The organism is Sulfuriferula multivorans, from assembly GCF_003851125.1.
Lineage (GTDB): Bacteria > Pseudomonadota > Gammaproteobacteria > Burkholderiales > Sulfuriferulaceae > Sulfuriferula > Sulfuriferula multivorans.
Window position 1 is genome coordinate 139,651 of sequence record NZ_BGOW01000001.1, and the last position, 14,834, is coordinate 154,484.

Below are 14,834 nucleotides of genomic sequence, written 5' to 3' on the forward strand. Positions count from 1 at the left end.
AGGAGACGCATCATGATGACAATTGATTTGAGCGGACGCCGGGCGCTGGTCACCGGTTCCAGTTCCGGACTGGGCGAAGCCATCGCGATGGCCTTATCCAGCGCAGGCGCCAAGGTGGCGATCAACTATCGAAATGATAAAGTGGTAGCAGACGCAGTGGTGGCGCGCATCGTCCGGCAAGGCGGTGCGGCGCAGGCATTTCAGGCCGACATTTCGGTTCCGGAACAGGTGACGCGGCTTTTCGCTGAAGTCGGCGCCGCATTCGGCGGGCTGGATATTCTGGTCAACAATGCCGGCATCGACGGCGGTGCGGCCAATTGTGCCGACAGCGATCCGGACCAGTGGGCGCGCGTCATCGCGGTGGACCTGCAAGGGTCCTACTACTGCGCGCGTCAGGCACTGCACTGGATGCTGCCGCAGAAACGCGGGGTCATCATCAACATCACCTCAGTGCATGAATTCATCCCCTGGTCGGGCTACAGCGCCTATACCAGCGCCAAGGCGGGGCTGTCCATGTTCACCAAGACCCTGGCCCAGGAAGTGGCTGCAAGCGGCGTACGCGTGCTGGCCATCGCCCCCGGCGCGATCAAAACGCCGATCAACGCCAGCGTCTGGGAAGACCCGCAGGGATTGGTCGATCTGGATCAGAAAATCGCCATGGGGCGCATGGGCGAGCCGGATGAAATCGGCCAGGTTGCGGCTTTCCTGGCCAGCGATCTGGCCAGCTACATTACCGGTACCAGCATCGCGGTGGACGGCGGCATGCTGATCTACCCGGACTTCCGTCATGGCGGATGATCTGGATGCCGACCTGATCATCATCGGCAGCGGTGCCGGAGGCGGCACGCTGGCGCGTGCGCTGGCGCCCAGCGGCATTTCCATCCTGGTGCTGGAGCGCGGCGATTTTCTGCCCAGGGAAAAAGCCAACTGGCAGGCCGAAGCTGTATTTCGCGCGCACCGCTACCATACTCAGGATCATTGGCGCGATGGCGCCGGGCGTCTGTTTCAACCCGTCACCGGCTACCACGTGGGGGGCAACACCAAGCTCTACGGCGCAGCGGTGCTGCGCCGCCGCGGCGAGGATTTTGTGGCGCGCAAGCATGTCGACGGCAGCACCCCGAACTGGCCGATTGGCTATGCCGATCTGCGCCCTTACTACGATGAAGCAGAACGCTGGTATTACGCGCACGGCCTGGCCGGTGCCGACCCTACGGAGCCGCCGCGCAACGACTATCCATGGCCGCCGTTCACCCATGAGCCTTACATGGCAGAAGTGGCGCGCCAACTGAAAACGCTAGGCTTACACCCCTTTCCGCTGCCGCTGGCGCTGAATCGGGACGAAGATCATCCGCAACAAAGTGCCTGCATACGCTGTGACAGCTGCGACGGTTTCCCGTGCCTGGTGCACGCCAAGGGCGATGCGGAAACCTGCGGCATCCGCCCCGCATTGCAATACGCCAATGTTCATATCCTGCCCGGTGTCCGGGTGCAAAAACTCCTCACCAATGGCGCTGGCAGCCGCGTGGAAAGCGTGGAAACGCTGGGCCCGCAAGGCGCGCGGCGTTTCCGCGCACGTGTGGTTGTCGTCGCTGCCGGCGCCATCAATTCCGCCGCTCTGTTACTGGCTTCAGCCAACGCCCGGCACCCGCGCGGGTTGGCTAATGGCAGCGACCAGCTTGGCCGCAACTACATGTGCCATCTCAACAGCGCCTGCATTGCCATCGATCCGCGTCGCCGCAACCCGACCGTGTTTCAGAAAACCATCGCCATCAACGATTTTTACAATAGCTCGGGCGAGGCGGATTTCCCCTACCCGCTCGGCCACATTCAGAATCTCGGCAAGGTTACCCCGGCCATCCTCAAAGCTCAGCGCCCATACTTCCCCTGGCCACTGGCGCGCTGGGCGGCGCAGCATTCGGTGGACTGGTGGCTGACCACGGAAGACCTGCCGCGCCCGGACAACCGGGTCAGTCTGGATGCTGACGGCACCATCCGGCTGCACTATCTACCCACCAACGAGGCCGCCCATCAGCGCCTGGTCGGTGGCTGGAAAAACATCCTGAAACAGCTCGGCTATCCGCTCGTCTTCACCCAGCGCATGGGCATCGAGGCGGTGGCCCACCAGGTAGGCACGGCACGGTTCGGCACCGACCCCGGCGCCAGTATGCTCGACCTCCATTGCAAGACGCATGAGCTGGACAACCTGTACGTGGTGGATGCGTCGTTCATGCCCTCCATCGCCGCCGTCAATCCGTCGCTGACCATCATGGCCAACGCACTGCGCGTCGGCGCCCACCTGCGCCAGCGTTTCGCCCAGGGCGATTGGCATGGATAGGCAACTGGTGTGCCGAAATGGCGATTGAAAAGCACTTTGGCCACAGAGGCCACAGAGAACACGGAGGAAACGCGCTTCCCAGACCTGAGTACCCGGTCGATCAACTCGGAATACGGCATACCCGCGCCTACTCTGTGGCTGCAATTGCCGTTTCCGGATTCATGACATTGATGACCTAATCAGGAGAATCAGACATGGCCAAGCTCAGCGCCGTCGCAGTCTATACAGCAGGTTTCCTGCAAGGCTGCGCGTTTGTCCTGATCCCGGCGCTCGGTACCATTCTGGCCGCACCGCCTTACCACCTGTCCAGCAGCACCTATGGCGTGCTGTTTCTGCCGCAGACGCTGGGCGCCATCTTCGGCGCGCTCACTGCCGACACGCTGCACCAGCGCATCGGCAGTCGCGGCCTGTTCCGTACCGGCGTTGCTGCCAATGTGCTCGCCCTGCTCCTGCTGGCCGGCGCGGCCTATAGCAGTGGCACGCTGGCGCATGCCTTGCTATTGATGGAAACACTGTTTCTCGGCGTGGGTTTTGGCTTGACGCTGGCTGCCGTCAATCACTATGCCGCGCTGCTGTTCCCCCGCAGCGCCACAATGGCAGTCACCTTGCTCAACGCCGGCATCGGTGGCGCCACCGCGCTCTCCCCGCTAATCCTGCATGGCATTGCTGCCTGGACCAGCTGGGGCGTATGGCCGCTCATGCTGGCAGCGGGATTCGGACTGGTGCTCTTTCTGCCGCTCCCGGCCAGCACTGCCAAAACCGGTGAATCACCGCGCTGGCAAGCCGCCATGCTGCTGTTTGCGCTGGCCGCATTTCTCTATGCCATCGGCGAAGGCATTTTTGGCAGTTGGGCCAATATTTACATCAGCGTGAACAAGGCCCTGCCTGCGCATTACGGAGCGCTGGCGCTCTCCGCTTTCTGGGGCAGCATGACGCTGTTTCGCATCCTGCTGGCGCTGGTGCCGGAGCGCGTGATCGCGCAGCGCTGGCTTTATCTGGCGGCGCCGCTGGGCATGGGCGCCTGCTTCGCTGCGTTGCCGTTTCTGTCCAGCGCCTGGACTTTGATAGGCGCGTTTGCACTGGCCGGCGCAGCATGCAGCGTCTACTTTCCGTTTTCCATGTCGTACGGGCTGGCCGCTTTTTCCGGGCAGCAGACACGCATGGCCGGTCTGATGGTGGCCGCGCTGATGGCCGGCGAGGGCATCGGCTCGTTTGCCCTGGGGCCGTTGCAAAGCCTCGTCGCGCTGCCGCGGATTTACCTGTTTTCGGCATTGTTGGCCATACCCTTGTTCGTGTTGGGATGGCGCCTCTCGGCGCGGGCAAAAACCAGCTAAACTAGTCATCCGCTGGCAAAAACGGGGGCGCTGCCTCCGGCGCAAATCGCCAAAACGCAAAAATTGGCCCGCGAGTGGTGGTCGGCGCATATCTTTGTTTCAAAATACTGGACTAAGGCTAATCCTATGTTGTCTCCACCCGAAGCTGCCGGTCTGACCCAAACCGAGGTAAACGAACGACGGCAACAGGGCCAAGTCAACCTGGTAGAGAAATTCACGACGCGCACTGTCCCGGGCATCTTGCGCAACAACATCGTGACGGTATTCAATGGCATCCTGACGGCGTCTGTTGTGGCGCTGCTGGCGGTTGGTGCCAATAGCGATGCAGTGTTCTTGTCCATAGTCACTCTCGCCAACATGCTGGTGGGCGTCATCAGTGAATTTCGTGCCAAGTGGGCACTGGACCGGCTCGCGCTGTTACAGCACCATGTTGTCACGGTACGCCGCGATGGCCACGACCAGGAAATTTCCAGCGACGAGGTCGTCAAGGACGACTTGGTACGCTTGACGCCTGGTGATCAAGTGGTCGCCGATGGCATGCTCGCGCCGTCTGCGCCGGTCGTCATGGACGAATCGTTGCTGACAGGGGAAGCAACTGCAGTCGAGAAACGTACGGGTGATACCGTGCTTTCCGGCAGCTATTGTGTCAGCGGGGCGGGGTATTATGTGGCGATCCGTGTCGGCGCAGCTTCCAGCGTCAATACACTGACCGCGCAGGCCAAAACATACAAGATCCAGCTCACACCCACTCAGAAGAGCATCAATACCCTCATTAAGACGCTGACCGCGATCTTGATATTGTTCGTCGCCTTATTGCTCATGGCGGCTTACATCAAGAGTTTGCCGGTGAAGGAGACCATCCTGTCGCTGGTCACTGTGATCAAAGCCCTGGTGCCCGAGGGGCTGGTCCTGATTTCCACGCTGGCGTTCGCGATGGGCGCGTTGCGCGCGGCCAGGCGGCATGTCCTGGTGCAAAAGCTTGGCGCGGTCGAATCGTTGGGTCACCTGACGGTGCTGTGCCTGGATAAAACGGGTACTCTCGGCACCAATCGTTTGCAATTTGAAGTGTTAGTACCCTTCGCCTTGAGTCAAGGCGAGTTAGCTCGCTACCTGGGGCTATTCCTCGGCGCGGTGAGCGCGCAAAACCAGACCACCGAAGCGATTGCATCGGCGTTCCCCAGCCTCGCCAGTACCGTGATCGACGAGTTACCTTTCAGTACCGAGCACAAGACCAGTGCAGTGCGTGTAGGGTTTAATGGCGAGGACGTGTCCTTGTGGCTCGGTGCTCCCGAGGCGATGGCCGAGGACCGGCTGACGGCCGCCCAGGCTGCGCAGCTGACGGACTTCAGGCAGCGCGGCCTGCGCGTGATGCTGTTTGCGCGCTCTGCACAAACGCTGTCGCAGCGCGACGACCTGTTGCTGTTGGGCTTCGTGGTACTGCGCGATGAGCTACGCCAGGATGTCGGCAGCGCGATCCGATTTTACGAAGCGCGCGACGTTACTCTAAAAATACTATCGGGCGACAACCCTGACACCGTCTCGGCGGTGGCCCGGCAAGCGGGCATAACCCTCCACGGATCAACCATCAGCGGCCCAGAGTTAGCTGCTTTGGCGCCGGATGCATTCGCGAAAGCGGTTCATGAAGGCCAATTTTTTGGCCGCCTGATACCGCAGCAAAAACAACAGATCGTCAAATGTCTGCAGAAGTCAGGCGATTTTGTCGGTATGGTAGGCGATGGTGTCAATGACGTTTTGGCGTTAAAGCAGGCCGACATCGGGGTCGCAATGAACTCAGGTGCAGCAGCGGCACGCGATGTCTCGGATATTGTGTTGCTGAAAGATTCTTTTGCTCACTTGCCGGCGCTCTCGCAAGAGGGGGATCGGATCATCCATAGCATCAAGCGCATCATGCAGTTGTTTCTCACGAAGAACGTCTACAGCCTGTTTTTTGTCGGCTTCGTCGGCTTCGTTGGGCTGAGATTTCCGTTGAGCCCGCGCGACATTACGTGGATCGATGTGCTGACCATTGGTATCCCGGCCACAGTGCTGACACTGTTGGCCCCTGCCGTGGGCAAACAATCGACGGAAAACTTTCTCCGTGAACCGTTAAAGTTCGCGCTGCTGGCAGGGCTGTGCACCGCATTTTTTTCGCTACTCGTTTACGCGAATTTCTTCCTGTTTCAAGACCGGGCGGAGCAGTACAGTAGAACGGCGGGTGTATCGGTGATCGTGTTGATGGGCTTGTACGTGCTGTTCCGGTTGACCAGCGACGAGCGCGGGCCAACTGCGTCAGCCGCGCAACGGCTGGCGGTATGGGGATTGCTGATCGGCGCGCCGTTGTTGCATGGTGCTGGGGTTTATTGGCCGCCGCTACGCGACATATTGGGCATGGTGTCGCTGGATGCGGACTCCTGGATCACGATCCTGGCAGCATCCGGATTGGGGATGGTGGCGTTGCATTACTTGCTGCAAGATGCGATTCGCAAGCGTTTTCTTGGTATGTAGCGTTATTACATAGGTGGAAAATTTTTGGTATACACAAGTTAAATGAGCTATCGGCTAACAAAAACAGATAGGGTCGTTAAGAATAAAGTAAGTTTTCATGGCGTAACATTCAGCCATGGACATCGAAAATATTGCCTTTAGGATGATGCCAATGCCCCGTTACCGCCGCAACGCACTCGCTTTATTCCTGCTGGCGGCTGCGCTCGGCGGTTGTGCGAGCTACACGCCGCGACCATTGTCGCCGCAAGCCACTGCCAGCGCCTTTGAAGCGCGCACGCTCTCCGACCCCGGCCTGGAAAAGTACCTGGCCGCCCATCTGCCGCGCACCGGGCAGGCGGAGTCATCCCATACCTGGGATTTGGATAAGCTGACACTGGCTGCGCTGTACTACCATCCCGACCTGAAGGTAGCGCGTGCGCAGCAGAACGTAGCCGAAGCGGGCGTCCAGATATCCCGGCAACGGCCCAATCCGAGCCTGAATTTAACGCCGGCCTATAACGCCAATGCGATCGCCGGTATGTCGCCCTGGATTCTGGGCTCGATGCTGAATTTCCCGATCGAAACCGCCGGACGACGCGGTTATCGCGAGGCCCAGGCAAACCATCAATTTGATGATGCGCGTTTTCATGTTGCCGAGGTGGCCTGGCAAGTGCGCAGCCATATGCGTAGCCGCATGCTGGATTACGATGCCGCGCTGCGCGAAGCCGCCATCCTGAAGCAAACACTGGCTCTGCGCGGGAAGCTGTTGCAGGCCGTGCAGCGCCGCCTCGCGGCCGGCGAGGCGGGGCAACCCGAGGTGGATACTGAGCAGGCTGCACTGGCCGACGTGCGCCTGCAATTGGACATGGCGCGTGGCCGCGGGGACGCAGCGCGGGTGGCATTGGCTGCGGCCGTGGGGGTGCCGGTGGCGGCGCTCGACAGCGTCAATCTTTCCTTCACGGCACTCAACCGCCCACTTTCTGCAGCGCAAATCCCAGCTCCAGCTGTGCGCCGCGCAGCCTTGACCAATCGCGCCGATCTGCTCGCGGCACTTTCCCGGTATGAGGTTAGCCAGTCCGCGTTGCAGCTCGAAATTGCGCGGCAATATCCGGACCTGCAAATCGGCCCTGGCTACAAGTGGGACCAGGGCGCGAACAAATGGTCGCTGGGAATCAGCCTGACGCTGCCGCTGTTCAACCAGAACCAGGGTCAAATCGCGCAGGCCAGGGCACAACGCAAGCTGGCCGCGGCCCGCTTCACCGCCCTGCAAACCCAGGCCATCGCCCAGACCGGGCAAGCGCTTGCAGACTATCGTGCGGCCCTAACGGCACTGGACTCTGCGCAGTCCCTGGCCGCTACGCAGCAGTTACGCGCGCAATCCGCGCAGCGTCAATTTTCATCCGGCTACATCGATCACCTCGCGCTGGACCAGGCACACCTGCAAACCCTGGCTGCCGAGAACACCCGCCTGACTGCATCGATACAGACACAACGCGCATTGGGTGCGCTCGAAGACGCGGTCCAGCAACCGCTGGACGGCTCAATTCAAATCACCGACCCCACCCTGCCCGACCCCCGGCGCGACGCGCCTGCCCATCAAGGATCCCGGCCATGAAACACACGCGCTTTATTCTCGCCGGCCTGATCGCGACTGCGATCGTTATCGGCACTGTGATCTGGATACGCAGCACGCCCAGCCATCCGCCCGCCTCATCGGCTGACTCGCAAGCCGCAACGACCAGCGCCGGTACGGTAGTGATCAGCCCCGCGCAAATGGCGCTGAGCGGCATAGCAGTGCAAGCGCTGCCCGTCACCCGTTTCCAGCCGCAAACCAGCGCCTACGCCAGCGTACTCGACCCGGGGCCGCTGCTGCAGCTGCGCGGACAACTGCGCTCGGCACAACTGCAGACCGACGCGGCGCGCGCCCAGGCTGCGGCCTCGGAACGCGAATACCAGCGCCTGACTGTGCTAAATGGCCAGGACCACACCGTGTCGGACAAAGTGACCGAAACAGCCCGTGCCACCCGCGATGCAGACCGCGCACATCTGGAAGCGGCACAGGCAAGCTTGCTGGCTGCGCGCGACACGGCGCGCAGCCGCTGGGGCGACGTGCTGACGGGTTGGGCACTGGCCACGCGCTCGCCGCAACTGGATGCATTGAATTCCGGACAGCAGGCTTTACTGTCGGTCGCATTGCCGCAGGGCGGGGCGACGGGTTCGCCGCTGCCAACCATCCACATCAGCCTGCCCGGCAGCGTCGGCGAGATCACTGCGCATTTGCTATCGCCTTCGCCGCTGGCCGACCCGGTCACCCAGAGTCCGACGTATTTTTACCAGGCGCCGCGCGGCGGATTGCGCACCGGCATGCGCCTCGATGCCTTGCTGCCCACCGGTCAATCTGTCGACGGGGTTGTGATCCCGAACTCGGCGGTAATCTGGTACGCCAACCGGCCATGGGTCTATGTGCAGTCCACCGATACGCAATTCGTGCGCCGCGAAATCGCCGTCGACACACCCGCACCCGGCGGCTGGTTTGTTGCGCAGTGGCGCGGTGGCGAACGCGTGGTGGTCAAGGGCGCCGCGCTGCTGTTCTCGCAGGAATTCCAGCCGAAACCGCAACCGGGCGCCCCGAGCAGCGGCGGCGATGACGATGATTAGCAGGCGAGCGCGCGCACCTTATTTCCAATCCGGTCATTGAAGCCAAAAACCGCAATGCCAGCCACAGAGAGCACAGAGGACACAGAGATGAAGCAGGTTCCAGCTATTGTTCCAGTTCACCGGATGAAAGCACAAATTTACGTCAATCCATCGTTTTTTCTCTGTGAACTCTGTGTTCTCTGTGGCTAACCGATTTTTTCAGGTTTAACAGGACTTCATCGCCCATGCTGACTCCCATCGTTGACTTTGCCATCCGCTTTCGCGGCGTTGTCATCGCCCTGGCAATGCTGCTGGCGGGGTACGGCCTGTTCGCCCTCAGCCATGCGCGGCTGGATGTATTCCCGGAATTCGCGCCGCCCCAGGTGCAGGTGCAGACCGAAGCGCCGGGCTTGTCGTCCGAGCAGGTGGAAGTGCTGGTCACCCAGCCGCTGGAGAACCGCCTGGCCGGCCTGACCGGGATCAAGACCATGCGCTCCAAGTCGTTTCAGGGGCTGTCCATGATCACCCTGACTTTCGTATCGGGTACCGACATCTATCGGGCCCGGCAGGTCGTGGCAGAACAAATGGGCGGGGCTGCCGCTACCCTTCCGCAAGGCGTCAAAACACCGGCTTTGCTGCCGCTGGCTTCATCCACCAGCGTGGTGCTGAGCCTCGGTCTGACCTCGAAGTCGCGCTCGCTGATGGAACTGCGCACCCTTGCCGACTGGAGCGTTAAACCGCAGCTGCTTTCCGTGCACGGGGTGGCGGGCATTTCCGTATTTGGCGGCGAGGTGAAGCAGTTGCAGATCCAGATCGCCCCCGAAAAGCTGGTGCGCTACGGCCTGTCTTTCCAGGACGTGGTCAATGCGGCAAAACGGGCAACCGCAGTGCGCGGCGCCGGCATCATCGAAAACAACAACCAGCGCATCACGCTGGAAACCACCGGGCAGCCCATCTCCGCCGCAGCGTTGGGAGCGGTGGTGCTGCGCAATCAGGGCGGCGCCACCCTGCACCTGGCAGATGTCGCGAATGTGACGGTGGCGCCCGCCCCCGCAGTCGGTGCGGCTTCGATCGAGGGGCAGCCGGGCGTGATGCTGGTGGTCGAGGAACAGTACGGCGCGAATACCCTGGCCGTGACCCGCGCCCTGGAACAGCGCCTCGCGCAGCTCAAACCCGCCCTCACTGCCGAAGGCGTGACGCTGAATCCCGACCTGTTCCGTCCGGCCAACTTCATTGAAACCGCGATCAGCCACCTGCGCACCGCGCTGCTGATCGGCGCTGCGCTGGTGCTGATCGTGCTGTTCCTGTTCCTGTTCAACGCGCGCGCCGCGGTCATTTCTGCCACCGCGATTCCGCTTTCCCTGCTGACTGCGGTGATCGTGCTGAATCACTTCGGCATCGGCCTCAATACCATGACGCTGGGCGGACTCGCCATCGCCATCGGCGAGGTGGTGGACGACGCCATTGTCGATGTGGAAAACATTTTCCGACGCCTGCGCGAAAATCGCCTGCTGGCTGCACCGCTGAATGCGGCGCAAGTGGTATTGAACGCATCGCTCGAAGTACGCGGCGCAGTGATCTACGCCACCTTCATCGTGGCGCTGGTGTTCGTGCCGGTGCTGACACTGTCCGGCGTCGCCGGCAGCCTGTTCGGCCCGCTGGCAATCGCCTATATTGCGGCCATCATGGCTTCGCTGGTGGTGGCGCTGACGCTTACCCCGGCGCTGGCCTATGCGTTGCTGGCAAGCCGTGCCGCTGAAGCAAAAGAGCCGCCGCTGGGTAAATGGCTCAAGGTGCGCTACACCCGTCTGCTCGCCGGCATCGATCAGCGCGCGGGCGCGGTGATTCTGGTCGTGGTGTTGCTGTGCGGCGCGGCATTTGCGGTGCTGCCGTTCCTGCAGGGCAGCTTCCTGCCCACGCTGCGCGAGGGACATTTCATCGTCCACATGAAAATGGCACCGGGCACGTCGCTGGCCCAGTCGCTTGCGCTGGGGCAGCGTGTGAGTACGACGCTTAGCCGGATTCCGGGAATACGTTCGGTGGCCCAGCGCGCGGGACGGGCCACCCAGGTGTCGGATCCGGCAGGCGCATTTTCGAGCGAGTTCGAGGTGGACCTGACGCCGCTCTCCGGCCCCGGACAACAGCGCGTATTGAATGCCATCCGCAGCACCGTTGCGCCGTTCGTGGGAGCGAGTTTCTCGGTCAACACCTTCCTGACCGAGCGCATCCACGAAACGATTTCAGGCTATACCGCGCCGCTGGTCGTGGATATCTACGGCAACGACCTCGACGTGCTCGACCGCAAGGCCGAACAAGTCGCCGCCGCGATCCGCAGCGTGCCGGGCGCCGGCGCGGTGCAGGTACAGGCGCCCACCGGCAGTCCGCAACTGGTCATCCAGCTGCGCGACAGCGCCCTGTCGCGGCTCGGCATCGCCCCGGTCGACGCGCTGAGTGCGATTCAAACCGCCTACGCCGGTACCCAAGTCGGCGAGGTGTACGAAGGGAGTCGCGTATTCGACGTGACGGTGGTGCTGGCGCCACCGCTGCGCCAAAGCCCGGCGCAAGTGGGCGAACTGCCGTTGAAGACCCCGGACGGCCGCATGGTGCTGCTCAAGGACATTGCCGATATTCACCAGACCGATGGGCGTTATCTGATCCTACACGACGACGCGCAACGCCTGCAGGTAGTGACCGCAGACGTCAAGGGACGTGCGCTGTCGAGTTTTGTCACGGCGGTAAAAAAACAGATCGCGGCCCAGGTCACGCTGCCGCGCGGCACTTACCTGGTCTACGCCGGCGATGCGCCGGAGCAGGCGCGCGCGCAACAGGATCTGCTGTTGCATTCGGCACTGGCTGCGGCGGGCGTAGCGCTGCTGCTGTATATGGCGCTGGGCGGCGTGCGGTCGACCATTCTGGTGTTCGCCAACCTGCCGTTCGCGCTGGCCGGCGGCGTGGTGATGGTGCTCGTCACCGGCGGGGTATTGTCGATCGGCTCGCTGGTGGGTTTCGTCACGCTGTTCGGCATTACCCTGCGCAACGCCATCATGCTGATCTCGCACTATCGCCATCTGGTCGAGGTGGAAGGCGTGGCATGGGGCAAGGATGCAGCGATACGCGGCGCAGCAGAACGCCTGTCGCCTATCCTGATGACGGCGCTGGTCACCGCGCTGGGGCTGCTGCCGCTGGCTCTGACCAGCGGTGCGCCCGGCAACGAGATCGAAGGCCCGATGGCGGCCGTCATCCTGGGCGGGCTGATCACTTCCACGCTGCTCAACCTGCTGATATTGCCGACGCTCGCGCTGCGCTATGGGCGGTTTGAGCGGCGCAACCCGGACAGCACCGCATGAAACCCGACGGTGACCGAAGACAGCCATGACACGGCATAAGCCAGCGCACGACATTGTGATTGTGGGCGGTGGCGCGGGCGGGCTGGAGCTCGCCACGCGCCTGGGCAACACACTGGGACGCGGCACCCGCGCCAAGGTCACCCTGATCGACGCTTCGGCTTCGCACGTATGGAAGCCGCTGTTGCACGAAGTGGCCGCAGGCAGTCTGGATTCCTATGCGGAACGGCTGGAGTATCTGGCACAGGCGCACTGGCATCATTTCCGCTTTTGTTTCGGACGCATGGACGGCCTGGATCGCGCCCGGCAACGCGTATGGATTGCACCCGCCACGGATCAGAACGGACACGAAATCATGCCGCGCCGCAGCCTTCATTACGACACGCTGGTGATTGCGGTGGGTTCGATCGGTAATGATTTTGGCATACCCGGCGTGGCCGAACATTGCATCATGCTCGACACCCCGGAACAGGCGCGTCAATTCCATCGCCGCCATATCGACGCCTGTCTGCGCGCGCAAACCCAGACCGGGCCGGTCGCACCCGGGCAGATCACGGTCGGCATCGTCGGCACCGGTGCCACCGGGGTGGAACTGGCCGCCGAACTGCACGACACGACGCGCGAACTGTCGTCCTACGGGCTCGAACATATCGACCCCGACAAAAGCTTGCGGCTGGTGCTGGTGGGGGCGGCCGAGCGAGTGCTGCCCGGATTGCCGGTGCGCCTGTCCGATGCGGTCGCCGCTCAATTGCACAGCATGGGTATCGAGATGCATAACGGCGAACACGTGGTGGAAGTGCGCCCGGACGGCATGCTCACGCATACCGGTAAATTCATCCACGCCAGCATGATGGTGTGGGCGGCAGGCATCAAGGCGCCGGATGTTCTGACCACACTGGGCTTGCCCACCAATCACGCGCAGCAATTGATCGTGCGCCCGACCTTGCAGACCGCGGATGACGCGATTTTTGCTTTTGGCGATTGCGCCGCGTGTCCGCTGCCCGGCGGCAAGGGCATCGTCCCTGCACGCGCGCAGGCCGCGCATCAGCAGGCCAGCCTGCTGGTGAAATCGATACGCTGCCGACTCAACCACAAACCGTTGCCGCAGTATGTGTATCGCGATTACGGCTCGCTGGTTGCGCTCGGACAACACAGCACGGTAGGCAATCTGATGGACAGGTGGTCCGGCAATGGCCTGCGGGTAGAAGGGCTGTGGGCGCGGCTGATGTACAGGTCGCTGCATACCCTGCACCTGCTTGCGCTGAACGGCTACGTCAGGACCGCGCTGTTGCTTCTCGCCAATCTCATCAATACGCCCAACAAGCCCACCATCAAGCTGCACTGATCAAAAAACGGCGATTTATCCACGAAATACACGAAAATCACGAAATATCCGAATCAATAACAAGTGCAGATCATCACCCAAAGGGTGAATGACTTACTCAATGTCATGCATTGATTTGTTTCGTGTCTTTCGTGTCTTTCGTGGACCAACTGCTTTTTCCAGGTTGAACGTCTCGTCATCCCGCGTGGGCGTGTCGCGCCTGCCTCTGCGACACTGGTTGAGATGCCCCAATGACCCTTCTGGTCCGGGGCTTATACCCCGAAGTTTCCCGCACCAACAAAACCGATCACAAAAAATTCAAGGCCTTATTGGGCTGGCACAGTCGATGCATAGGGAAAATCGGAGAGGTGTTGTCCGCAGCCATCAAGCCTGACCGGATAAACCTGAATCTGCCGCGCCGTGTTCAAGCCGGCAGTTCCCATTCAAATGCGGATATGAGGTATTTTGTGCCAGGAAAAAAGCACCTCAGGCTACTCGGTTACTGCTCGCTCATCCCATTGCTGTTTCTGGGCGGTTGTAGCGTATCCGGTTTCCCGCTGCTCGACCCGCAGGGGCCGATCGGTCACAGCGAACTCAATCTGATCGTAACCGCCTTTCTCATCATGCTGATCCCGGTGCTGCCGGTGATAGGCATGACCTTCTGGTTTGCCTGGCGTTATCGCGCCTCGCGCCGGGAAACTGCGCCCCAGCCCGGTTGGTCCGAACATACAATCGAGCTGGTGGTATGGACGGTGCCGACCATCATCGTGATTGCGCTGGGCGTGCTGACCTGGGTCACCACGCACCGGCTCGACCCCTACAAATCCATCGCTTCATCCGCAAAACCGATCCAGATCGAGGCGATTGCGTTGAACTGGAAATGGCTGTTCATTTACCCGGACGAGCATATCGCAACGGTCAACCAGCTGGTCATTCCCGTCAACGCACCGGTGAGTTTCCGGCTCACCTCCGATACAGTGATGGCCTCGCTGTTCATCCCGCGTCTGGGCAGTCAGGTCTACGCGATGGCGGGCATGCAAACCCGTCTGCATCTGCTGGCAAGCCAGCCGGGCAACTACCGCGGCATGAACTCGCAATTCAGCGGTGCCGGTTTTCCGGGCATGCACTTCAGGGTCATTGCAACTTCACAGGGCGATTACCAGGCCTGGCTCAAACAGGTCAGGCAAACCGGTAGCGCACTGAACCTGGCACGCTTCAAGCAATTGGCGCAACCCAGCGCCCATTCGCCGGTGAGTTATTTCGCATCGGTCCAGCCCCCTGATCTGTTCGACCAGGTTATGCGCACATTCAAGCCGATGCAGCCAGGCGCGATGGCGCCCATGCAGCCGGCGTCAAGCCATCAGGAGACATAAGGC

9 protein-coding genes are annotated in these 14,834 nt (G+C 61.7%); all 9 read left to right on the forward strand.

Features of this window, described 5'->3' with window-relative positions; genetic code table 11:
* Positions 1 to 12 precede the first annotated feature (12 nt).
* The 9 genes from EI185_RS00700 (at position 13) to cyoA (ending at position 14,831) form a co-directional block, all read left to right on the forward strand.
* Positions 13 to 798 carry a glucose 1-dehydrogenase gene (locus EI185_RS00700; RefSeq protein ID WP_124703185.1) on the forward strand — a complete coding sequence of 262 codons (786 nt, stop codon included), beginning with the start codon at positions 13 to 15 and terminating at the stop codon, positions 796 to 798.
* The gene (locus tag EI185_RS00705) at positions 788 to 2,335 is read left to right on the forward strand and encodes a GMC oxidoreductase (RefSeq protein ID WP_124703186.1); all 1,548 of its coding nucleotides are present in this window, start codon (positions 788 to 790) and stop codon (positions 2,333 to 2,335) included. The genes EI185_RS00700 and EI185_RS00705 overlap by 11 nt, the downstream gene beginning before the upstream one ends.
* Positions 2,336 to 2,529: 194 nt before the next feature.
* A complete protein-coding gene (locus EI185_RS00710) occupies positions 2,530 to 3,669 on the forward strand; it encodes an MFS transporter (RefSeq protein WP_124703187.1) in 1,140 nt (379 codons plus the stop codon).
* A gap of 126 nt (positions 3,670 to 3,795) precedes the next feature.
* A complete protein-coding gene (locus tag EI185_RS00715; RefSeq protein WP_124703188.1) occupies positions 3,796 to 6,174 on the forward strand; it encodes a cation-translocating P-type ATPase in 2,379 nt (792 codons plus the stop codon).
* Positions 6,175 to 6,325: 151 nt separating this feature from the next.
* Entirely contained in the window at positions 6,326 to 7,768 is a 1,443-nt protein-coding gene (locus EI185_RS00720; RefSeq protein WP_189836219.1) for a TolC family protein, read from the forward strand.
* Positions 7,765 to 8,811 (forward strand): efflux RND transporter periplasmic adaptor subunit, encoded by a 1,047-nt coding sequence (locus EI185_RS00725; protein WP_124703190.1) that lies wholly within the window; start codon positions 7,765 to 7,767, stop codon positions 8,809 to 8,811. Before EI185_RS00720 ends, EI185_RS00725 begins: the two co-directional genes overlap by 4 nt.
* Positions 8,812 to 9,035: 224 nt before the next feature.
* Positions 9,036 to 12,137: an efflux RND transporter permease subunit gene (locus tag EI185_RS00730; protein WP_124703191.1), complete on the forward strand. Its 3,102-nt coding sequence runs from the start codon at positions 9,036 to 9,038 to the stop codon at positions 12,135 to 12,137.
* A 25-nt stretch (positions 12,138 to 12,162) separates the two neighbouring features.
* The gene (locus EI185_RS00735) at positions 12,163 to 13,479 is read left to right on the forward strand and encodes an NAD(P)/FAD-dependent oxidoreductase (RefSeq protein WP_124703192.1); all 1,317 of its coding nucleotides are present in this window, start codon (positions 12,163 to 12,165) and stop codon (positions 13,477 to 13,479) included.
* A gap of 230 nt (positions 13,480 to 13,709) precedes the next feature.
* Positions 13,710 to 14,831 carry a ubiquinol oxidase subunit II gene (gene cyoA / locus EI185_RS00740; protein WP_124703193.1) on the forward strand — a complete coding sequence of 374 codons (1,122 nt, stop codon included), beginning with the start codon at positions 13,710 to 13,712 and terminating at the stop codon, positions 14,829 to 14,831.
* The last annotated feature ends 3 nt before the right edge of the window (positions 14,832 to 14,834 follow it).